Source organism: Terrimonas alba, from assembly GCF_042434975.1.
GTDB lineage: Bacteria > Bacteroidota > Bacteroidia > Chitinophagales > Chitinophagaceae > Terrimonas_B > Terrimonas_B alba.
Genome location: NZ_JBHMQM010000001.1, coordinates 1,031,220 through 1,053,033, shown reverse-complemented (window position 1 = coordinate 1,053,033; position 21,814 = coordinate 1,031,220). Strand labels below are relative to the sequence as shown.

General features: G+C 42.1%; 25 protein-coding genes and 1 riboswitch. Of the genes, 21 read left to right on the top strand and 4 right to left on the bottom strand.

Translation table 11 applies throughout. The annotated features are described in order from the left end of the window. Positions 1–24: 24 nt before the first annotated feature. The 5 genes from ACFEL9_RS04225 to ACFEL9_RS04205 all read left to right on the top strand — a co-directional run bounded on the left by ACFEL9_RS04225 (position 25) and on the right by ACFEL9_RS04205 (position 5,629). A complete protein-coding gene (locus ACFEL9_RS04225) occupies positions 25–1,317 on the top strand; it encodes a DUF4861 domain-containing protein (RefSeq protein WP_385886415.1) in 1,293 nt (430 codons plus the stop codon). A 714-nt stretch (positions 1,318–2,031) separates the two neighbouring features. Further along, positions 2,032–2,970 (top strand): alpha/beta fold hydrolase, encoded by a 939-nt coding sequence (locus ACFEL9_RS04220; protein ID WP_385886413.1) that lies wholly within the window; start codon positions 2,032–2,034, stop codon positions 2,968–2,970. Between the two features lie 37 nt (positions 2,971–3,007). After that, the gene (locus ACFEL9_RS04215; protein WP_385886411.1) at positions 3,008–3,874 is read left to right on the top strand and encodes an alpha/beta fold hydrolase; all 867 of its coding nucleotides are present in this window, start codon (positions 3,008–3,010) and stop codon (positions 3,872–3,874) included. 61 nt (positions 3,875–3,935) lie between these two features. Then, positions 3,936–4,715: a helix-turn-helix domain-containing protein gene (locus ACFEL9_RS04210; protein ID WP_385886409.1), complete on the top strand. Its 780-nt coding sequence runs from the start codon at positions 3,936–3,938 to the stop codon at positions 4,713–4,715. A gap of 62 nt (positions 4,716–4,777) precedes the next feature. Next, positions 4,778–5,629 carry a VOC family protein gene (locus ACFEL9_RS04205; protein ID WP_385886408.1) on the top strand — a complete coding sequence of 284 codons (852 nt, stop codon included), beginning with the start codon at positions 4,778–4,780 and terminating at the stop codon, positions 5,627–5,629. 161 nt (positions 5,630–5,790) lie between these two features. Here the strand turns inward: ACFEL9_RS04205 and ACFEL9_RS04200 are convergent, their stop codons facing one another. Continuing rightward, positions 5,791–6,636 carry a YihY/virulence factor BrkB family protein gene (locus ACFEL9_RS04200; protein ID WP_385886606.1) on the bottom strand — a complete coding sequence of 282 codons (846 nt, stop codon included), beginning with the start codon at positions 6,634–6,636 and terminating at the stop codon, positions 5,791–5,793. A gap of 139 nt (positions 6,637–6,775) precedes the next feature. On the opposite strand from ACFEL9_RS04200, the gene ACFEL9_RS04195 reads away from it, so the two are divergent. The 4 genes from ACFEL9_RS04195 to ACFEL9_RS04180 all read left to right on the top strand — a co-directional run bounded on the left by ACFEL9_RS04195 (position 6,776) and on the right by ACFEL9_RS04180 (position 9,074). Then, a complete protein-coding gene (locus ACFEL9_RS04195) occupies positions 6,776–6,931 on the top strand; it encodes a lmo0937 family membrane protein (RefSeq protein ID WP_385886406.1) in 156 nt (51 codons plus the stop codon). A 158-nt stretch (positions 6,932–7,089) separates the two neighbouring features. Further along, positions 7,090–7,488 carry a cupin domain-containing protein gene (locus ACFEL9_RS04190; RefSeq protein ID WP_385886404.1) on the top strand — a complete coding sequence of 133 codons (399 nt, stop codon included), beginning with the start codon at positions 7,090–7,092 and terminating at the stop codon, positions 7,486–7,488. A 466-nt stretch (positions 7,489–7,954) separates the two neighbouring features. Next, the gene (locus tag ACFEL9_RS04185) at positions 7,955–8,176 is read left to right on the top strand and encodes a hypothetical protein (protein WP_385886403.1); all 222 of its coding nucleotides are present in this window, start codon (positions 7,955–7,957) and stop codon (positions 8,174–8,176) included. Positions 8,177–8,489: 313 nt separating this feature from the next. Continuing rightward, positions 8,490–9,074 (top strand): YciE/YciF ferroxidase family protein, encoded by a 585-nt coding sequence (locus tag ACFEL9_RS04180; protein WP_385886401.1) that lies wholly within the window; start codon positions 8,490–8,492, stop codon positions 9,072–9,074. A gap of 94 nt (positions 9,075–9,168) precedes the next feature. Here the strand turns inward: ACFEL9_RS04180 and ACFEL9_RS04175 are convergent, their stop codons facing one another. Together ACFEL9_RS04175 and ACFEL9_RS04170 are read right to left on the bottom strand one after the other, a co-directional pair. Continuing rightward, positions 9,169–9,861 (bottom strand): response regulator, encoded by a 693-nt coding sequence (locus ACFEL9_RS04175; RefSeq protein WP_385886399.1) that lies wholly within the window; start codon positions 9,859–9,861, stop codon positions 9,169–9,171. After that, positions 9,854–10,933: a sensor histidine kinase gene (locus ACFEL9_RS04170; RefSeq protein ID WP_385886397.1), complete on the bottom strand. Its 1,080-nt coding sequence runs from the start codon at positions 10,931–10,933 to the stop codon at positions 9,854–9,856. The genes ACFEL9_RS04175 and ACFEL9_RS04170 overlap by 8 nt, the downstream gene beginning before the upstream one ends. Before the next feature lie 144 nt (positions 10,934–11,077). Between ACFEL9_RS04170 and ACFEL9_RS04165 the strand changes: the two genes are divergently transcribed. The 11 genes from ACFEL9_RS04165 (at position 11,078) to ACFEL9_RS04115 (ending at position 20,378) form a co-directional block, all read left to right on the top strand. Beyond that, positions 11,078–13,045 carry a KUP/HAK/KT family potassium transporter gene (locus ACFEL9_RS04165; RefSeq protein ID WP_385886395.1) on the top strand — a complete coding sequence of 656 codons (1,968 nt, stop codon included), beginning with the start codon at positions 11,078–11,080 and terminating at the stop codon, positions 13,043–13,045. Continuing rightward, positions 13,045–13,188, top strand: a complete 144-nt coding sequence (locus ACFEL9_RS04160; protein ID WP_385886394.1) for a hypothetical protein — start codon at positions 13,045–13,047, stop codon at positions 13,186–13,188. Before ACFEL9_RS04165 ends, ACFEL9_RS04160 begins: the two co-directional genes overlap by 1 nt. 159 nt (positions 13,189–13,347) lie before the next feature. Next, positions 13,348–14,202: a chromate resistance protein ChrB domain-containing protein gene (locus ACFEL9_RS04155; protein WP_385886392.1), complete on the top strand. Its 855-nt coding sequence runs from the start codon at positions 13,348–13,350 to the stop codon at positions 14,200–14,202. Positions 14,203–14,260: 58 nt separating this feature from the next. Then, a complete protein-coding gene (locus ACFEL9_RS04150) occupies positions 14,261–14,719 on the top strand; it encodes a chromate resistance protein ChrB domain-containing protein (protein WP_385886390.1) in 459 nt (152 codons plus the stop codon). Further along, complete coding sequence (locus ACFEL9_RS04145) at positions 14,716–15,885, top strand: chromate transporter (RefSeq protein ID WP_385886388.1); 1,170 nt, start codon at positions 14,716–14,718, stop codon at positions 15,883–15,885. Before ACFEL9_RS04150 ends, ACFEL9_RS04145 begins: the two co-directional genes overlap by 4 nt. Next, on the top strand, positions 15,882–16,607 hold the full coding sequence (locus ACFEL9_RS04140; RefSeq protein ID WP_385886386.1) for a superoxide dismutase: 726 nt from the start codon (positions 15,882–15,884) through the stop codon (positions 16,605–16,607). The genes ACFEL9_RS04145 and ACFEL9_RS04140 overlap by 4 nt, the downstream gene beginning before the upstream one ends. 264 nt (positions 16,608–16,871) lie before the next feature. Then, positions 16,872–16,967: riboswitch (TPP riboswitch) on the top strand. A gap of 67 nt (positions 16,968–17,034) precedes the next feature. Beyond that, positions 17,035–17,757 (top strand): class I SAM-dependent methyltransferase, encoded by a 723-nt coding sequence (locus ACFEL9_RS04135; RefSeq protein ID WP_385886385.1) that lies wholly within the window; start codon positions 17,035–17,037, stop codon positions 17,755–17,757. Further along, positions 17,754–18,818: an AIR synthase family protein gene (locus ACFEL9_RS04130; protein ID WP_385886383.1), complete on the top strand. Its 1,065-nt coding sequence runs from the start codon at positions 17,754–17,756 to the stop codon at positions 18,816–18,818. Before ACFEL9_RS04135 ends, ACFEL9_RS04130 begins: the two co-directional genes overlap by 4 nt. Further along, on the top strand, positions 18,815–19,459 hold the full coding sequence (locus ACFEL9_RS04125) for a thiamine phosphate synthase (protein ID WP_385886382.1): 645 nt from the start codon (positions 18,815–18,817) through the stop codon (positions 19,457–19,459). Before ACFEL9_RS04130 ends, ACFEL9_RS04125 begins: the two co-directional genes overlap by 4 nt. Further along, positions 19,456–19,737 (top strand): Trm112 family protein, encoded by a 282-nt coding sequence (locus ACFEL9_RS04120; protein WP_385886380.1) that lies wholly within the window; start codon positions 19,456–19,458, stop codon positions 19,735–19,737. The genes ACFEL9_RS04125 and ACFEL9_RS04120 overlap by 4 nt, the downstream gene beginning before the upstream one ends. A gap of 92 nt (positions 19,738–19,829) precedes the next feature. Then, entirely contained in the window at positions 19,830–20,378 is a 549-nt protein-coding gene (locus ACFEL9_RS04115) for a hypothetical protein (RefSeq protein ID WP_385886378.1), read from the top strand. A gap of 33 nt (positions 20,379–20,411) precedes the next feature. Here ACFEL9_RS04115 and ACFEL9_RS04110 read toward each other — a convergent pair whose 3' ends face one another. Next, positions 20,412–20,786 (bottom strand): hypothetical protein, encoded by a 375-nt coding sequence (locus tag ACFEL9_RS04110; RefSeq protein ID WP_385886376.1) that lies wholly within the window; start codon positions 20,784–20,786, stop codon positions 20,412–20,414. 334 nt (positions 20,787–21,120) lie between these two features. On the opposite strand from ACFEL9_RS04110, the gene ACFEL9_RS04105 reads away from it, so the two are divergent. Continuing rightward, on the top strand, positions 21,121–21,750 hold the full coding sequence (locus tag ACFEL9_RS04105) for an RNA polymerase sigma factor (protein WP_385886375.1): 630 nt from the start codon (positions 21,121–21,123) through the stop codon (positions 21,748–21,750). Positions 21,751–21,814: the final 64 nt, after the last annotated feature.

Sequence of the window (21,814 nt, the reverse complement as noted above, 5' to 3'; positions counted from 1 at the left end):
TTTATTTACTGCAAAAAAATAATGATGCAAAGAAGTTTTCCGGCAAGATTTACTGTTGCCATTTCCGGTTTGTTTTTTTTGTTTTTAGCCTGTAACTCACCTGCAGGCAAAGACATTACGATAACAAACCCATTAGCGGCAGAGCGGCCAGATGAATTAATAGTGTTGACGAAGTCAGTTATTGAAGCAAAGATTGGAACAATAGCTCCCGGAAAGTTTGTCCTGCTGAATACTGCAGACCACAAACCTGTATTGGTTCAATACGATGATATGGACAGGGATGGTAACTGGGATGAGCTGGCTTTTTTATATTCCTTCAAGCCGGGGGAGAAAGTTGATTTGTCTTTGTCGGTTGCTGATGCGCCAGCCAACATTAAAGCCGTTGTTCGGGCACATGCGAGACATAGGCGAAAAAATGCTGACAATAGCTTTGGTAATGATCTGCAAAGGGATTCTATACCTGCAGGTCAGCCTGCGACAGATTTTGCGAAGCAGGCCTATCCGCCTTTTTTGACGGAGGGCCCTGCATGGGAGAATGATAAAGTCGGTTTCAGGTTATATTTTGATACACGAAATGGAAAGGATATTTGGGGAAAGACAACCAGCCGGATGATGATGGATGAAATAGGGCTGGATACCTCAAAGAATTATCACCTGCAGGCAGATTGGGGAATGGATGTCTTGAAGGTTGGAAAATCATTGGGAGCAGGCGCATTGGCATTATCTGTTCCAATGGAGAATGGTAAGGATAGTTTGATAAGATTGGGCGGCGTTAATATGGGAAAGGTAGTTTATGAAAAAATTGCCGATGGGCCTGTCAGGGCCGTCATCCGTTTGCATTATCCCGCGTGGAAGTTATTGGACAGCCTGAACCCGGTAAGTCTTACCGATGAGATTAGCATCTGGGGTGGACAATATTTTTATGAGAGTAAAGTAACAATTAACGGAGCACCCGGCAATGCTAAACTGGTAACCGGAATTGTCAATCTCCATAGCAGGGAATTTTACCAGGTTGATACCGCCAATCATAAGATCCTTTTTACTTTCGATAGGCAATCTGAGAACCAGGACGAATTAGGAATGGGAATAGTGTTACCGGCGAACAGCTTTAGCAACTACTTCAACACTCCCGGCGAAGGAACAGATATTCAAAACACTTACGGTGTGCGCCTGAAAATAGCCGGGGAACAACCGCTAGTGTTTCGGTTCTATGCCGGCTGGGGTAAAAGCAATGAAGCATTTTTATCGCAGGCAAAGTTCTCTGCTTATTTGAAAATGCAAGCTCTATTTTGGGAGCAAATGGCTATAATCAATTAGCAAAAACCCCGGGCGGAGAATCCTTTTGCCCGTTGTTTTTATTAGCTGAAATCTTTGCTGCCTGTTACACACTTTTTAGCAAAAAGGATTACGCTATTTATTTCTTAGGTGACCATCGTTTGATGCGGTGGTCATTATTTTATTGGGATCAATAGTTAAATTTTTTGTATTAAAAGCAGGAGGCAGATAAATATCCGCCCCCTCAATGTTTCCGTTTTTAAAAAACCATTAAATACGAAAAACCAATTATTCTACTACAAGTTTTTAACCAGTTTATAAAGCATTTATTACCAGGTTTCGGGGATCGGGGGCATGGAAAAAAATCTACAATGTTCGGGCTATTCGGCGAGATTGATGATGAAGTCAGATTTGGATATGAAGTTTTATCGCCAAAATGAAGCTATTGCTAACACCAGCAGCTTTTCGCTCCTGTTGGTCTTCCAAAAAATATCACGCCGAACACCGAGGTTGGTGTGCGAGCCCGTCGAAGTACTCACCAACCACACTACCGTAGGAAAGTAGCTACCCCAACGATAAAAGTGAAATATGAATAGACAGATTTACAATAGAACGATTCACCCCTGTTGGTCTTCCAAAAAATATCACACCAACCCGGCGTAAATACATGTCGCATTTAGCGCTATAATTGTCGCATACACACTGCAAGTGGCATGGTATTGTTGCCGAGATTTGTATCTAACAAAAGGGCACGATATGAGTAAGCATTTTATGACAGGTCTCCGGGTTGCCATTGTTGTGGCAGTAATGGCATCCTGCCAACCTCAGCAAAAGGAAAACCAGGCAACTTCAACTGCGTCGAAAGACACTGTTGTCAACCAGAACCTAAAGCCGGCTGAAAGTGGCTATGCAGATGTAAACGGGTTAAAAATGTACTATGAGGTGTACGGTAAAGGTAAACCCATCGTACTGCTGCATGGCTCTTATATGAATATACCACTGAATTGGTCGCACATCATACCCCTGTTGGCCAAAGACCGGAAAGTAATAGTAACGGAAATGCAAGGCCACGGCCGCACAAGAGATATACCCCGGGAGTTTAGTTACGAAGCTATGGCAGATGATGTATCGGGCCTGCTTAAGCACCTCAAAACAGATAGTGCAGACATATTAGGATATAGCATGGGTGGCGGAGTAGCCTTCCAGGTAGCTGTGCGCCATCCTGAGCAGGTACGCAGGCTGGTGGTGTTGTCGGGTACCTATACGCATGACGGGTGGTGGCCCGAGGCAGAGGCTATGTATCCTACTTTCACCGCAGATATGTTCAAGGGCACCCCGATACAAAAACAATACGATAGCCTTGGGAACGATCCGGCCCATTTTCCGGAATTTGTGAAAAAGGTTATTAGTATAGACTTAAAGCCTTATGATTGGTCCAGAGATGTAAAAAACATACAGGTCCCGATATTCATGGCCATTGGCGATGCTGACGGTGTGCGATATGACCATGCACTGGAACTGTTTCGGGCCAAAGGCGGTGGAAAAATGGGCGATATACATGGGCTGCCCAAATCCCGGCTGGCTATTATACCGGGTACCACCCATATAGGTATGATGCAGCGAACGGATTGGCTGATACCGATGATCACTGATTTCCTGGATTCCGACCTCAACGCAGCACCACCGACGTTTTAAAGATGCAACTTAAAGGCAGCAGATGTAAAAGTGAAATATGAATAGACAGATTTACAATAAAACAATTACAGTTGACGGAGTTAATATTTTTTATCGGGAAGCCGGGGAAAGAAAAAATCCAGCATTATTACTGCTGCATGGATTCCCAACATCATCGGTAATGTTTAAAAACTTAATGATTGCACTTTCTGATAAGTTTTATCTCATTGCTCCTGATTATCCCGGTTTTGGATTCAGCGATTTTCCAGATATGAGTGACTTCGAATATTCGTTTGAAAATATATCAACATATACCAACAAATTTACTGAAGCAATCAATTTAAAATCTTTTACTATTTACCTGCATGACTACGGTTGTCCTGTTGGACTTCGAATATGTGTGAATCACCCGCAAAAGATAGAACGGATTATTGTTCAAAACGGCAATGTGTATATTGAAGGCATCGGACCACAATGGGATGAAACAAGAGATTATTGGGAAAACCCTACTGAAGAGAAAAAGAAAAAGGTAGTTGCATTTTTAAGCGAGGAAGGTGTAAAGAAGCAGTACGCAGCTGGATTATCTGAAGAACTTCTTACCCGTGTGAGTCCCGAAGCCTGGATACTTGATTGGGAACGCATGAGCAGACCCGGCAATATTAACATGCAGTTTGAACTGAATTTTGATTATAAAAACCATATTGAAATGTTCCCTGTATTTCAAAAATATTTCCGTACACACCAACCGCCGGCCCTTATTATATGGGGTAAGCATGATGTGTTTTTTGATGTCGCAGAAGCCTCTTGTTACAAAAGAGACTTGCCCGAAGCACAGATTCATATTCTGGATGGTGGACATATGGCATTGGAAACGAACTTCAATGAAGTGTTGGATATTATTCGCAATTTTATGGCTTCAAAATAAAACTTCTCCCTGATCAACAATCTAAAGCCAGGCAGCATATAAACAACATACATCAGGCAAAATGAAATACTGGTACCAACAACCACCTCAGTTACTGTCAGCATATGTCAGAACGGTTTTGATACTGGAAGGATTTGCTGAAGCAGGCCCGCCCGGACTGCCGCTTTTCACCAATGGCATGCCTGCTTTACTCTGCCGGACGGAAAAAGATCAGGCAGGAAATGAACACGTCAGGCAATTAACCCTGTTTGGAAAATCTATCCCGCCAGATTGCTGGACGATTAATAACAATACAACCATTATCGCCTGTTTCTTTAAACCATTTGTACTGGCGAGTATATTTAATATACCTGCCATGAAATTAGTGAAGGTCCCTGTTGACCTTTGCACCTGGAATCCTCATAAAACAAATGCGCTGAGAACGCAATTGATTTATGCAGGATCAACGCAGAGCAAGGTGGAGGTGCTCGATAGTTTATTAATTCACCAGTTGCAGCAACAGGGCAGGGAATGCGAAATAATTAAATATGCCACGGATGAGATCCTGTGCAACCCGGATACGGAAATCTTATCCGCCATACGGAATAAATTGAATCTTAATGAAAGGACCTTTCAAAGGATCTTTAAAAAATATACAGGTGTCAGCCCAAACCAGTACAGGCGCATCTGCCAGTTTCAACTTTCCTTTGCGCAACTCAGGAGCAAGAAGTTTGATAAGCTTTCAGATGTTGCTTACGATAACGATTTTGCCGATCAAAGCCATTTTATCCGTTCATTCAAAGAGTTCACACAAACCACACCCAATGATTATCTCAGGTCAGGTTTGAAAAAAAAGCCATAATGTCGTTTTTATTCTATTCACCGATCCTATACTTTTATTTCTTTGCTATCAAATCATAAAAAATGAATGAGAAAATAACTTCCTGTCTTTGGTTCGACGGGCAGGCAAAAGAAGCCGCTGCATTGTACTGCTCTGTTTTTGCCAATGCAAAAATTACAAGCCAGTCGCCCATCGTAACAAGCGTTGAAATTTCTGGACAAAGCTTCACGCTTTTGGATGGAGGGCCTATGTACAAACCCAATCCTTCCATTTCGTTTTATTATATCTGCGAAAACGCAACGGAACTTGACCGCATCTGGAATGCATTTAGTAAGGAAGGAAAGGTGTTGATGCCTTTGGACAAATATCCCTGGAGCGAAAAGTATGGATGGATATCCGATAAGTACGGCATTTCATGGCAGCTTGCCCTCGGTAAAATAAGTGACGTGGGTCAGAAGATAACAGCTTGCCTGCTATTTGCCGGGAAACAATATGGACGGGTGGACGAAGCCATAGCACATTACTCTTCTATTTTCAAAAACACCGGGGTTGACGGCGTCCTTCGCTATGGCGCTAATGAATCGCCGGATGAGGAAGGCAAGGTAAAACATGCGCAGATCACTTTAAATGGCCAGAAATTTATGCTGATGGAAAGTGCCGGGTCACACAACTTTAGTTTTAGCGAAGGTGTATCATTAACCATCCATTGCGAAACACAGGAGCAAATAGATTATTACTGGGAAAAGCTGACTGAAAGCGGGGAAGAAAGCATGTGCGGATGGCTGAAAGATCAATTCGGTGTATCCTGGCAAATCATCCCCACCGTATTGAACAAGATCATGAGTGATCCGGCCAAAGCAGGCAAGGCAGCGCAAGCCTTTATGGCTATGCGAAAATTGGATATTGAACAAATTGTGCATGCCTCCATTTCCTGAAGATCAGCTTATTCTTTGCAGGCGGTAACAACTGGTGATCGTTTTTTGGCTAAAATACTTTTACTTCATCAGGTAATTGACGATTAAAAACTCTTCATAATGGAGGCTCATTATAATCTTATCTTAGTTTCAGAAAGTCTGCCGGTAAAAAAGCCCGGGCTTCAGCTGGCAGCCTCTTTCGTATCTAAATAAATAGCATAGGACCGGGGAATAATTTTTCCTCCATACAGAGACGCATACACTTTCGTAAATGTAGCCCCGAAATATATGATGACACTCGAGTAATATGTCCAAAGAAGAAGAACAACCAGGCTTCCTGCGGCTCCATACATGGAAGCTATATGAGAATAACCAAGATAATAACCGATGCCCGCTTTGCCGAGCATAAAGAAGATTGAAGTAAACACAGCTCCTCTTATCGCATCTTTCCATTTCACTTTACCGTCAGGAAGATATTTGAACATGAAAGTAAACAAGATCGCTACAATAGCGATTACAACAACCCGGTTAATGGCAAATACCATATAAACACTGGCACCTGCAAAGAAATGAACCAGGTAATTGCCAAATATATCAATCAGCCAGTTGATTATTAATGATAAAACAAGCATAAAACCAATGATGCTGAAGATCGCAAAAGAAATAGCTCTTTTAATAAGATATTTTCCCCGGTCAAGTTTCGGCTTGGCTTTAAGGTTCCAGATACGATTGATAGAGTTTTGCACTTCTGTAAAAACGCCTGTAATACCAAGCACAATGGCAATGACTCCTATAGCCTTTACAACAAAAGAATCCTGAGCCGAAACAATATGCTGAATCATTTGCTGAATCTGCATGGCGACAACATCACCGACAATAGTGCGTATTTCTGAAAATATTTTTCCTTCCATCGCCTGCCTGCCGAAAAAATATCCGCATAACGAAATAGTGATAATCAGCAGGGGAGCCAGCGAAAAAATAGCATAGTAAGAAAGCGAGGCACTATAGCGAATGTAATTTTCGGCAATAAAAGTTTTAAGAGCAGTCCTGAAGGTTGACCATATTTATTTTATCTCAGCAGCATGATGATTTCAATCATGGCAGACCAGGAAATCTATCATTATAATCCGGCTGATTATAGCATACCTTACTATTAAAATAAAGTTTATGACTAATTTACTTTATATCATGGCGGTTATCCTCATTATTGGATGGCTATTGGGATTCTTCGTATTTAATGCCGGTGGGTTCATTCATGTCCTGCTTGTTATTGCCGTTATTGCAATATTAGCAAGGATTATCCAGGGTAGAAAAGTGCTATAAAAATCCGGGATAGTTTTTGGTTGCATGAAATGTTGCTTTTCTAATGGATGAATGTTGGAATGCCTTTTTATGAGAAGATTACCACCTGGTTGATCAGGTAGGTGAAATCGTCATATTTCGTCTGTGTTTGCTAGTCCTAATAATCAAAAAAATAAACCATGAAGGGGTTCAGAATCAGTATCGATAAAGCGACCTTGAGCAATTCCAATTTCCGCAAAGTGTTGTATACGTCCAAACACAGCCAGCTTGTGCTCATGAGTCTAAAGCCAAGCGAAGAGATCGGCGAAGAAACTCATCCTGATAATGATCAGTTTTTTCGCATTGAGTCCGGGCATGGAAAATGTATCATCGATGGTAATGAATACGAAATAAAAGAAGGGGATGCCATTGTTGTCCCGGCTGGTGCAAAACACAATATCAGTAATATTGATCGGGCTGCAGAGCTAAAAATGTATACTATTTATTCTCCTGCTCATCACAAAGACGGAATAATCCGCTCTACCAAAAAAGAAGCTGAAACTAAAGGGGCAGAATTTGACGGCGTGACAACGGAATAATTTAATAAGCCATTAATTCAATATGACCGCTTTTGCTATCACATTGAAGGAAAATAAAACAAACAACAAAGCTCTAAAGACAAGATTTTAGTTGAGAATTCCCTTAGTTTAGCTTTATTCTCCGGCTTCAGCAGTTCAGTTCGCCGCTGGCTAATTTTTCCAGTCCTGCCGCTTTTATGCCTCTCAACATAGTGCTGAGATTTTTGTCGGCCACAACAACATCTGCAATACTTGACATATTCTTTGATTTATTTGCCAATAGAATAATCTGCATTGCATGTAATGTAACCTTATTAACACGCTGTCTCCCGGCCTCGTGCCTCACGAGTCCACTACGATATAAGAAGGCAACATGCGCTAAAGTGTTCTTTCATTGATGTAAAATTAATCTCACTACGTAAAAATCCGATTTCATTTTAGCGTAGTGCTTTTTACCTTGCGCCGCTAAAACCACTACCCCTTAATTATGCCTTACTTTGTTGTTACTGCAATGGATAAAAAGAATGGAGCAAAAAGAAGAAGAAAAATTACACTGGAAGCTACTGGAAGAGACAGCGCTAAAATCGCATTCATGGAAAAATGCAGGAATGTGGATTTTGAACCTGACCTCACTACGCTCAGAGAAATTACCCGTAAGGAATATGATGCGATCATTGCAACCCTTCTGGGGAAAAACGTTAAGAATTGAACAACACAGGATATAACAATATTTTACACGGCAGGCCTCTGGCCGACGATAAAACAGGGCCGTAAGATGGCGGGACGGGAGTTCAACTGTCATGGAATAAGCGATCCAGCCGCCAATAGTTTAAGACCGGTCGGATTATTGAGCGATATCCGCTTTGCCGGCTGCCAGTAACAAAATTCACAGTCACTTATTTCGTACTGGGTAATAACCACCCCATAGCACAAAGAGCTATTTGTTTTAAACTCCATTATACATGGCATATGCTTTGATTCCTTGTTGTTATAATTTTTCTTACTCTCAAAAACAAAATGCTATGCCTAATACAAAAACACAAGCCCGGCCGGTGGTTGCGAAGAAAAGAACGAATAGCGAATCCGCTATTCAACCCGGCTCACAATTGGAAAAATATTTCACGGACAGTTTAAAAGACATTTATTGGGCCGAAAAACATCTCAGCAAGGAACTGCCTAAAATGAATAAGGCCGCTACCACTCAACAGTTGAAGGATGCAATAGGCGTCCATACAACTCAGACCGAAGAACACGTTACACGGCTCGAACAGATATTCGAACTGATGGGGAAAAAACCCCAGGCAAAAAAATGCGATGCTATGGAAGGACTAATAAAAGAAGGGCACTCCGTTTTAGAAGAAACAGAAGAAGGCAGTATGACGCGGGATGCTGCCATCATTATCGCTGCACAAAAAGTGGAACATTACGAAATCGCTACTTATGGAGGCCTGGTTACACTTGCCAATGCGATGGGTCAGCCCGAAGTAGCCGATATTTTAAAGACAACACTGGAAGAAGAAGAAGCAACCGATGCCGGTCTTTCCTCGCTGGCTGAAAATGATATTAATTGGGAAGCTGAGCTGGAAACCGAAAATAACGAATCTTAAAAATCAAGCTGAAGTTTTTCAAGTCAACTCTTGCGTAAGAGTCAGCACAAGCTGGCTCTTTTTTCGTAGCAAAAGGCTGACGCAGACCAGGAATTTACATCGCTGCATTCACAAAGAATCGATAACCTACTCCCGACTCTGTTAATATAAATTCGGGACGATTGGGATCATCTTCAATTTTCTTTCTCAATTGTGCGATAAACACTCTTAAATATTGTGATTGATTAATAAAACCTGGTCCCCAGATGGCTCTCAGGAGGTACTGATGTGTCAATACTTTTCCTTCATTCTTAACGAGCAAAGCAAGCAGGTTATATTCGGTGGAGGTCAGTTTAACCAATTGCTTATTTTTTTTAACCGTCCTGGCGTTGAGGTCTATTTCGAGTCCCTGGTAATTCAGCACCGTGTCGCCATCCTCTGTTGCTGCATTTCTCAGAGCTGAACGTATCCGGGCCAACAGTTCTCCGGTGCGGAAAGGTTTCGATAAGTAATCATTGGCTCCATTATCCAGTGCTTTGATAATGTCCTGTTCATTCTTTTGAACAGAAAGTATAATAATCGGATTGGTGTACCACATCCGCAATTTTTGCAAAACAATATGGCCGTTTTCGTCAGGCAACCCGAGATCCAGCAATATCAGGGCTGGCGGATGATTGGCTGCAAGTATTTGTCCTTCTTTGGCAGTGCTTGAAGGCCTGCAGGTATAACCATTGCTCTGCAAAGTAATTTCCAGCAGCTTCCTGATCTGTGGTTCATCGTCAATGATTAATATCTCGGCTTTATTCATTTGCGGGTACGTTAAAATAGTTTGTTTTTACAGGAAAGCAAAGGATAAATCGAGCACCACCGCCCGCGGGTTTTTCCAGGTCAACCGTTCCCTCTAATGCCTCGGTAAATCCTTTTACAATAGAAAGCCCAAGACCGGAACCGGATGTCTTAGGGTTTTTATAACGGGATAATTTATCGAAAGCATCTTTCATCGCAATTGCAGTAAATCCTTCGCCATTGTCTTCAATGATTAGTTGCAACAGGTCGGCATGGCAACTGGCTGCTATGCTGATCTGGCAATGAGAAGCTGTATGGATGGCTGCATTATTGAGCAGGTTGTAAATCACCTGTTCGAGCATGCCTTTATCTGTTTTGCATAGTGGCAGGTCAGGATTAATGTGAATGGCAATCTTTCGTCCCCGGTTATTTTCCTCTACTATTTTTACGGTGGCAAAAACCAGCTCCACTACATCACACCAATCATACTTCGGTTGTATATGACCCGATTCAAGCCGTGAGATATTGAGCAGGTTTTCAACCTGCGCATTTAATCGTAATGCGGCTTTCGAAATTTCCCCGATCAATTCTTCCTTATTATCTTTTGTGAGGTAAGGATTCGATTGCAAATTATCCGTTGCCCCGATGATGGCAGCAATCGGTGTCCGAAGCTCATGTGAGAGAGAATTCAGAATGGTATTATATAGTTTGACACTGTTGGCCTTCTCTTCTTTTAACCGTGCCATCTTTTCAATTTGCCTGATCTTATACGTGAGTACGCCATTGATGATAGCAATCACAAAATACATGATCAGCAGGATGCCATCTTCGGTCGCATGCACATGAATGGTAAAGCGGGGCGGTATAAAAAAGAAATTCCAGATAAAGGCGCTCAGCGCTGCTGAAACCAAGACGGGCAGGATATCAAAAATGATGGCCAGCAATGATACCGAAAGCAACAGGATAAAAGCTATCACTCTATAGCCCACCCATTCCGACAATCCGAAACATACGACAGAAACTAAAACAATAAAAGCAATGCTGTACAAATACTGTTGCTTCTTGCTAAACGTCGGAAATAAAAATCTGTTCATGGAAATCAATGTACAAAAGTAAAGTCATCCCTGCTTACTGTTCAAGTCTGTTTTCCGGCGGCATAAAGATTTTATAAAGATTTATGACTCATTGCAGCCAGCCATCACAACCGGCTCTACATTTGGCGCCAAATTTAAAAACAGATGTCTTCGCATAATCGTGTTACACTGGCTGGTCTTTTAATTGCGCTGGGAATTATTTATGGCGATATAGGCACATCTCCTCTTTATGTGCTGAATGCTATTACCAGCGGGAAAACGATTACAGAAGAATTGATCACGGGGGCTCTTTCCCTTATCATCTGGACACTTACACTCCAGACCACCATAAAATATGTGATTCTCACCCTGCGGGCGGATAACAGGGGAGAAGGCGGCATTTTTTCGCTGTTTGCATTAGTCAGGAGACGAAGGAAATGGCTGGTCATACCCGCCATGATGGGAGGTGCCGCTTTGCTGGCGGATGGAATGATCACTCCTCCTATATCTGTTACATCAGCTATCGAAGGATTAAAACAGGTGCCTGCGCTGCACGATATCAGTCAGTGGACGGTTATTTATATAGTGATCGGGATTTTGTCGGTATTATTTTTTGTCCAGCAATTCGGGACAGCATTTATCGGAAGATCTTTCGGACCGGTAATGACAGTATGGTTTGTTATGCTTGCCACATTGGGAGTTGTGCATTTCTTTGATGATTTATCCATTTTGAAGTCTTTCAATCCTTATTATGGCATTAAACTGTTGATCACCTATCCGCAAGGATTCTATATCCTGGGAGGTGTATTCCTGTGTACAACGGGTGCTGAAGCGCTGTATTCTGACCTGGGACATTGCGGCAAATGGAACATACGTTACTCGTGGATATTTGTAAAATCCTGTCTTATTATTAATTATCTCGGGCAGGGCGCATGGTTGCTGAAAAACCACAGCGGCAAACTGATCAGTGCGGATATGATCGAATCAGGCTTTAACCCGTTTTATGGCGTCATGCCGCATTGGTTTATCTTTTTTGGGATCGCCATTGCTACTGCTGCCACCATCATTGCCAGCCAGGCCCTTATTTCGGGTTCATTTACGCTGGTCAGTGAAGCCATGCGTTTGAACTTATGGCCAAAGATGAAGATCAATTATCCGACGGAAGCAAAAGGGCAATTGTATGTGCCTGCCGCTAATCTTTTATTATTTGCGGGTTGTATAGGCATTGTGCTGTATTTCCAGAAAGCTTCCAATATGGAAGCCGCCTATGGTCTGGCCATTACAGTAACTATGATCGCTACTTCTATTCTTTTTGCCAATTACCTGGTTGTTCACCGGGTCAGGTCGGGTTTAATCTATCTCTATCTCGCTGTTTACTTCACTATCGAATTCAGCTTTTTATACGCCAATATGGATAAATTTTCTCATGGCGGATATGTGACCCTGCTGGTTGGAGGTCTTTTGTTCCTGGTGATGTATAATTGGTACAAGGCCCGGAAAATTAAGAACCGTTATGTGGAGTTTGTGCGTCTTGAGCACTACATTCCGAAGATCCAGGAATTGAGTAATGACCGTTCGGTACCTAAATACGCCACGCACCTGGTTTATCTCACCAGTGCCGATAATCCGAAGGAGATTGAACACAAGATTATTTATTCCATTTTAAACAAGAAGCCCAAAAGAGCCGATATTTATTGGTTCGTGCATGTGGATACGCTGGATGATCCTTATACATCCGAATATGTGGTGACGCATATCATTCCCAATGATATCATCCGGGTGGAATTTAGACTGGGCTTTCGGGTACAGCCGCGCATCAATCTTATGTTTCGAAAGGTCGTAGAGGACCTTGTCATGAATAAGGAGGTCAACGTCGCCAGCCGATATGAGTCATTGGAGAAAATGAACGTAATCGGCGATTTCCAGTTCGTCGTGCTGGAAAAATACCTGAGCCAGGATAATGAATTGCCCTTTTGGGAAAGGGTAATGATGAAGCTTCATTTTAATATCAAGGAGATAAGTCTTTCCGAAGAGCGGGGCTTCGGCCTGGATCCAGGCAATGTTGTGGTGGAAAAATTTCCGCTCATCGTCTCACCGGTTACGACCCTCAGGCTAAAAAGAGTGGAGGATTAATGAAAAAGCAGGATGATAAAATACTATCCATGCTGCTGGTCATCCTGGCCTGGTTACTTGCGGTGGCACTTGTGGCGTGGGTAATCTTTAAACTGAAATGGCTGTATGGATTGTTATACATTTTAAAAGGGATTACATTTTGAAGTTGTCTCTTCTATTTCGCTGTCCGATATTTTGAAAGATTAACAAAGGGCTTTTACAGAGTTGGATCCGCGGAAAAATTATTTTGTTTATTTAATGGTCATTTGTTTTTAGGGTCTATGTCTCCAGCCTGTCGTAATTTCAAAGTTTAATCGGCTATTATGAAATGGATTACGAGAGAGCGACCAAAGGTCGACAGGATAGCTTGTCCCTGGCTGATCCGAAACTTTGTTGATAAAGAAGCTGAATTCATCTATGTGCCGGCAGATAAGGTAGCAGAAAGGGCCCATGCATTGTCAGCAATACCTTTTGACATTCCCGGCGTAGAGTACTCGCATCATGCGGACAAATGCACATTTGATTATATTCTTGAAAAACATCAACTCACAGATGCAGCCTTACATACTTTAGCAGTAATTGTAAGAGGTGCAGACACTGACAGGCACGATATCGCCAGCCAGGCTTCCGGCCTGTGGGCCATTTCGGCGGGTTTGGCTTACAACATCAAAGACGATTACCAATTACTTGAAAAGGGAATGATGATTTATGATGCCTTGTACAGTTGGGCCAGGCATCTGCAAAAAGAAAAGCATACACAGAACCCTGTTGACCATTTGTTCATTGAGGTCTTCAATAAATTCATCAAACAAAAAGCTGCGCAAAGAAAAACACCTGATTGGGTAAAAGAGCTGAAACAAATAATACAGGACCAGGTGGATACTAATTTAACTTTAACTGACATCTCAAAAAGCCTGGATATACATCCTTCCTATCTATCCCGGGAATTTTCAAGGTATTTCAACAACCTTTCATTTGGCGAATACATAAGAAAGTTGCGTATTGAAAAAGCCGTTGAGTTAATGAAGACAACGAGCTATTCTTTGACCGAAATAGCTTACCTCACGGGTTTCTCCGACCAAAGTCATTTTACAAGAATTTTCAAACAGCATTTTGAGAAAAGCCCTTCAGCATATAAAAAAGATTTAGCAAAAGATCAATCACGTACAAAAGGTTAAATGCATTCTATTTCCAGGCCTTAATTCCAAAGCATATTTGCTTTCTAAACTGGCTGACATGAAATGGATAACAAGAGCAAGACCTAAAATAGACAGGATTGCCTGTCCCTGGCTCATTAAAAATTTTGTAGACAAGGACGCTGAATTTGTCTATGTGCCGGTAAACGAAGTGCTGGCAAGGTCAAAAGAACTGGACGCAATACCCTATGACATTCCAAACGTGGAATATTCACACGACGGAGAGTTTTGCACTTTTGATTTTTTTATTAAAAAGCATCAACTGGCCGATCCGGCTTTGTTGCGGTTGGCCATTATTGTACGTGGAGCGGATACTGATCGTTTTGATCTGGCACCGCAAGCTGCAGGATTATGGGCCATTTCAGCAGGCCTCTCTTATAACATACCTGATGATCACGAAATGTTAAGAATCGGAATGAAAATGTATGACGCCCTGTACAGTTGGGCAAAATATGTTTCTGATGAACGTCACAGCTGGAACCCTGATTTAAAAGTATGAACACCGGTACACCCAACTATTCGCTGAAGGATTTGATAATCTATTTTCTGAAACTCGGCACCAATGGTTTTGGAGGACCGGTGGCCCTGGTAGGCTATATGCACCGCGATTTGGTTGAAGATTGCAACTGGATTTCCGAAGACGAGTATAAACAAGGTTTGGCGTTGGCCCAATTAGCGCCGGGCCCACTGGCAGCACAATTAGCAATTTATCTTGGCTTTGTTCATTACCGGGTTGCCGGGGCAACATTGGCGGGGCTTGCATTTGTATTGCCTTCATTTTTGATGGTGGTGGTGTTGGGCATTGCTTATAAATTGTATGGCGGGTTGCCCTGGATGCAGGCTGTTTTTTATGGAGTCGGCGCAGCGGTAATCGGTATTATTTCCATGAGTTGCTACAAACTCACGACAAAATCAGTGGGAAGGTTTAACCTGCAATCTTTAAAAGAGAACTATTTGTTATGGCTCTTTTTTATAGTGTCGGCAATTATAACCATTGCAATAGAAAGGGAAGAAATCCTCTTATTCGTAGGTGCGGGTTTATTCTATATGTTGATGAAGGCGCCGCCAAAATGGTTGACCAATAAAACAGCTAATTCAATCGTTCTCCTGCAAATTGGATTTTGGGATTATGAAATGGGTGTGCTTGGTAAAATAGCCCTCTTTTTTACAAAGGCGGGAGCTTTTGTTTTTGGAAGTGGGTTGGCTATCGTTCCATTTCTTCACAGCGGAGTGGTAGCGGAAAATCACTGGCTCACCGAGCAACAGTTCCTGGATGCTGTGGCAGTAGCGATGATCACACCTGGCCCTGTGGTTATCACCGTTGGTTTTATTGGTTATTTAGTGGCTGGCTTTCCTGGCGCCTGTGTCGCAGCATTGGCAACATTTCTTCCCTGCTATCTGTTTACGATTTTGCCCGCCCCGTATTTTAAAAAGATAGCCGGCAATAAAAGTATTAAAGCCTTTGTAGATGGAATTACGGCAACGGTAATCGGTGCATTGGCGGGTGCAGTAGTAGTAATGGCTACAAGAACTATTGTCGACATTCCCACGGCTTTAATAGCGACTGCCACGGTATTTGTTTTAATTTACATTACCAGAATCCGGGAGCCGTACATCATACTGATTGGTGCAGCCCTGGGTATCCTTTTTAAACAAATGATATGAATAGAAAACAATTTATTTCAGCTTCAGGTGTTTTAGCAGCTACCAGCATTTTACCCACTAATTCTGTATTGGCGCAGCATTATGAAGAAAATGGCCTGGATAAATTGACAGATGCGAACGGCAATTTTCAGCACCTGTCGCTGCCTTATAACAAAAATTTTCTCGAACCCCATATGGATGAAGAAACCGTTTACCTGCATCATACTTTTCATCATGGCGGGGCTGTAAAAGCGGCAAACGTTGATCTGCAAAAAATCCGCAAAGCAATGGATGAAAATAACCTGGAGACGGTTGATTACTGGACCAAAAAACTGTCCTATCATTTTTCCTCGCATGTGCTGCATACCATCTTCTGGACAAACTTAACAAATAAGAAGACTGACCCTGGCGGCGAATTGCTAAAGCGAATTGAAAAAGATTTTGGCAGTTACGACAAATTGAAAATGTATTTGGCAAAAACATCCAAAGATGTTGATGGCAATGGCTGGGGTATTTTAGGCTACCAGCCTTATTCGGATAAACTTACCATACTGCAATGTGAAAATCATGAAAGACTTACGCAATGGGGTGTCATTCCTTTGCTGGTGGTAGATGTTTGGGAGCATGCCTATTATCTTAAATACAAAAACAAGAGAGCGGATTTTGTGGATACAATGCTGCAAATAATCAATTGGGATAATGTGGCAGATCGGTTAAACACCGCAATTAAACTAGCGAAGTAAGAAGTGCTGTCATCTGCAACTCTATTCGGGTGATCCCTGTTGCTTCTGAATAACGACATCAATCAAACGCTTTCATAAACTTTCCGGCAGAATCAACTAAAGCTGCACAGGCTTAAGCCATGCATGACAAACTATGATTATTTACGTTTGACAATCTTTAAAATAACATCACCTTAATCATTATTGAGTATTGATAGAATTTGAAGAACGATGATCACCGCTTTTTAAATTTTCTCCTGAAAACGATTTAAATATATTTGCAAACGCAAAAGCACGGGGTGCCTCGTAGAAGCCAGGCTGAGATTATACCCGGAACCTGATTTGGATAATGCCAACGTAGGGATGCAACTGAAAATATTTTCATTTGATGTTCCATTCTGTTGTTTATCCAATCGAATGGAGTTTTTGTTTTAAACAACAACATGAAATGGAAATACAAAAAGCAAACGCTGAACTGATTCCCCGCAGCCAGCAAAACTGGCAAAACAGGCCGGAGTGGTTTTTCAACCGTGAACATACTGACACATACGAGCAGTGGTATGAAGGCCGCTACAAACGGGCCGAGATCTGGCAAAAGAAAATAATGGAGCAGCTTGTTTCAAAAGACAAACGGATAAAAACGCTGCTTGAATTTGGCTGCGGCACTACCCGCTTTACCCGTTGGTGGAAAGAGATAGGCATTGAAGCGACCGGTGGCGATATCTCGCCACTCATGTTATCGCAGGCCATTGAACTTTTCGAAGGTGATTTGGTAATGGCGGACTCACATTATATGCCATTCAAAGACCATGTGTTTGACGCCCTGGCATTTATTACCACTTTTGAATATTACAAAGATCCCGTACAGGTGATCAGGGAGGCCGCACGGGTTGCCAAGTATGGAATAGCCATGGGAATGATGAACCGAAACTCCACCAAAGTGGTCAGAAGAAGGGTGCAGCAATTGTTCGGTAAAAATCCTTTTTATATTACCGCTACTTTTTACACACCTGCACAGCTTACGAAGATCATTCACCAGGCACTTGAAGGAAGAGACTATTCCATTGAATGGACATGTACCGGTCTTCCCAAATGGTTTCCAGTTCAGCAATGGAGCTTACCGCTGGGAGATTTCTTCGGCCTATACATACAACTAAATGACGTGGCATGAATGAGATAAATGAGAAGCTTGGGAAAATAGATCATCATTTATTTGAACAGTTTATCAGCAACAAATGCGGGCGACATCGTGCTGAAGTCATCGCCGGGCCCCAATTTGGTGTAGATGTCGCTCTCATTGATCTGCCGGGTGAAATGGCTATGGCGTTGACCAGCGATCCTTTATCTCTTATTCCAACATTAGGCCTGCAAGAATCTGCCTGGTTATCCGTACAGCTGATGGCCAATGATATGGCAACTACAGGGTATGCACCTATGTATGGACAGTTTGTATTGAATCTCCCTTCTGGGTTTTCAAAAAGCGATTTTAAAATTTACTGGGACTATATTCATCAGTTTTGTTCTAAGATTGGAGTAGCCGTAACAGGCGGGCATACTGGTTTTATTGAAGGCCAAAATTCTACCATCGCCGGTGGCGGTACGTTTATTACTGTTGCACCTAAAAATAAAATGCTTGTATCCAAATATGCCAACCCGGGAGACTCCATTTTAGTTACTAAGACATGTGCGATCTCTTCGGCAGCTATTCTTGCGATGAGCTTTCCCGAAACCGTTCGCAACAAATTGGGAACGGAACTTTTTCAAAAAGCCTGCGATAGCTTTTATGATACATCTTCCTTGAAAGATGCTTTGACGGCTGCCGGAAAAAACAGGGAATATGACGATATAACTGCCATGCATGATGTAACAGAAGGCGGTGTACTGGGTGCGATATACGAATTGGCCAGGGCTTCGGATAATGGTGCGATCGTTTATAATGAAAGATTACCTGTCGGTCGCCTGCAACAGGAAGTCTGCAAATTATTTTCGTTAGATCCGCAGCATTGTATTGGCGCCGGTTCCATGATTATTGCCTGTAAAAAAGAAACAGCTACCGCTGTGATCAATCGCCTGGCCCGGGAAAACATTGCTTGCGTGGAAGTGGGAGAATTGGCAGCGAAAAACAAGGGCATCAAATTGATTGAAAACGGAACAGCGAGGGATGTAGTTTATTTTGAAGAAGATCCTTACTGGACAGCTTTCTTTACCGCATTTAATTCAGGATGGAAATGACGACAGCATTTAAAAAACATATAAAACCCGGTATTTATGTAGTAGTTGATCCTTCCATAGCGGAAACTGCGCTGCTGGATAAAATAGAACGATGTGCGCAGGAGGAAATAGCGGCGCTGCAAGTGTGGGACAATTTTTTACCTGGCCAAAACATACATAAGCTGCTGCACAAAATCTGTGAGCTGTGCTATGCAAGAGATATTCCTGTCATCATTAATAACAGGTGGCAATTGTTAGAAGATATCCCATTGGATGGCGTCCATTTTGATCAAATCCCCGGAAATTATCAATTGATAAAAGAAATCGTAAAAAGGTCTTTTATAAGCGGCGTTACCTGTAATAATGATTTATCAGTGGTGCATTGGGCAAATGAGCAGCAGTTGGATTATCTTTCTTTCTGTTCAATGTTTCCTTCCCGCACGAGCAACAGTTGCGAATTGGTGCATTTCAACACGATCCGTGAGGCAAAAAAAATTTCTTCCTTACCTGTTTTTTTGGCGGGAGGTATAAATCCCGGAAATATGGATAAACTGGACGGACTGGATTATGCAGGTATTGCTGTAGTCTCCGGCATCATGAATACAAACAGGCCGGATGAGTCAATAAAAGAATACCGCGAAAAATTAAAAAATAGAACATGAGAATTGAAACGATAAAAAAACTTTGTTGCCCTTTTGATAAGTCTGAATTGGCGTTAACAACCATTGCAAAGGATCTCAATGAAAATATAATCGAAGGATTGCTGATCTGTGATGAATGTAAACGTGTATACCCTATTGTAAAAGGAATACCTATTATGAGTCCTGATGAATATCGTGAATTTAAATTGGAACAACCTTTATTGGAACGATGGCAAAAGCAACTGAATGGAAAGTCGGTTGATAATTTCCGGTTGGTCGGCAACAATACAACGACTTAAAGCTCTGGTGCTCACCCTATTTCCGGGCTTTGACAATAGCATGAAATTTTTGGCACTGGATTGGCACATAGAAATGTGCACAATTCAATTGCGTGAACATAGTTCTAAAATATTTCAATCTGTTCTTTCTACTGTTACCCGTGATGTTGTTTTCGCAGGTAGACCAAAGGCGGGTCGTCAATCAACGTTTGAACGACACTATCTGGACCACCGGGTTGCAAACACTTTTTTCCAGCCAAACCATTGGCAACAAGGTAACAACGCAATTACGTTCTGCTGTTTCAACAGGTAAGCCCGGCACCATCGTTTCCTTTGGTATTACCATGAGCAGGGAAAAATCAGTGACCGCAGATGAAGAAAGCAAGGCCATATTAAAAACAACCGGCGGGAAAAGAATAACACTACAGATCGTCAGCGGGACAATGACTGATTTTTTGGAAGCACCAACCGGCCAGGAATCAATTCTGCATTTTAAGCTTCATCCGGATGATCTTCCGCTTTTAAAAAAAGAAAAGGTAACAGGCGTAAATATCATTGTTGAAAGTGGTAACTATAACTACGGCTTGCACGAAAAGGCGCAGGGAATTTTAAATGCACAATTAAGCCGGGCGTTAGAAATGGCGAATACAGGAATAAGGTAAGCTGATCGCTTTTGAGTGCATAGGGTTCTGCAATCAGTTCAACTGTCGAAAGGCGATCGCATCCGGCATTTGTTTCATATCTACTAAAGGATGAACCAGATATTCCTCGGCAAAACTGGCGCAAAGTCGTGCATAAAAGGTACTGGGTTCACGGGTGATCATACCTACTTTCAGGCGGTCACTTTGTTCCATGGCAGAATTTACCAGTTCAATGGCGGCTGTAAAAGGGAGCTTAAGGTTCAACAACAAACTATCCGGGTTGGCAACAGTCAGCAGGTTGGTGGGCTGACCATAATTGGAGGCATCCAGGATGTAATCGGCAAGTTCTTCCTGCCGTTGGGTCTTCAGCGTGTAGAGGATCACGGGAAATTCTGTGATCACTTCAATCACTCTTTTTTTGTTTTTCATGAGCTGTTGATTTACTGTCAAAGTAAAGACACCCGGCAGCCGAAAAAAATAGACTCTTGTATCGATTTTTCGTAAGCGTATTAACAATCTTTTTGTAGCATAACAACGACATATAAACCTCGTTTAACGGGCGGGAACAACATTGGTCCCAAGTCTCCACTATACATGGCTACAAGTGCCGGACCAGGCACGGGAGTCCCAAACCGGGTATATTATTTGGCGACAATCCATTTATAACGTTTTAACAAATAACTGCCAGCCAACCGCTTGCCGGCTGTATTTTTAATTTTAAGTTGTTACCGGATATTTTGCTAATATTGGTTTACGATTGCTTATGATGAACAACGATGAAACATTGTGGAAAGGGCTTAAACAAGGAGATAAGGAAATGTTTTTGGCCTTATACAAAAAGTATTACCATAGTCTTTTATTTATTGGGCTAAAGGAGATCAAAGATGCCCAATTGGTGAAAGACACCATTCAGCAATTGTTTTTATACCTGTGGGAAAAAAGGAGTACGATAGACGAAGCAAAAAATGTTAAAACCTATATCATTACTTCCTTTTTAAGAAAGCTTACCGGCGATTGGAAAAAATCCGAAAAGACAGGCAGTTTACAAGTGGTTTGGAACCATTACTCCGAAGATCCGCAGCCTAACCCCGAAGAAAACCTGATAAGGAAGGACGAGCAACATCACCTGTTTAAACTACTGATGCATCATATTAGTGATCTCCCCAACCGGCAGCGGGAGCTCATTGTTCTTAAGTTTTATGAAGGTCTCACCTACGAGGAAATTGTGCAAAAAACAGGCTTATCCCATCGCACGGTCTATAATAAAATCCATGAAGCACTAAAGAAGCTAAAATTGGATATGGCTACCAGCCAACATGTTCATGACGCCGCACTAATGTTATTAGTTTCAGTTTTGGCTTCTTCCTCTTCTATCATTGAAAACTATCACTAATCTGCCCGCTACCGGCCATTTTTTTAGTACTACTCTTACAATTTTTACAAAAAAGACATTTTTT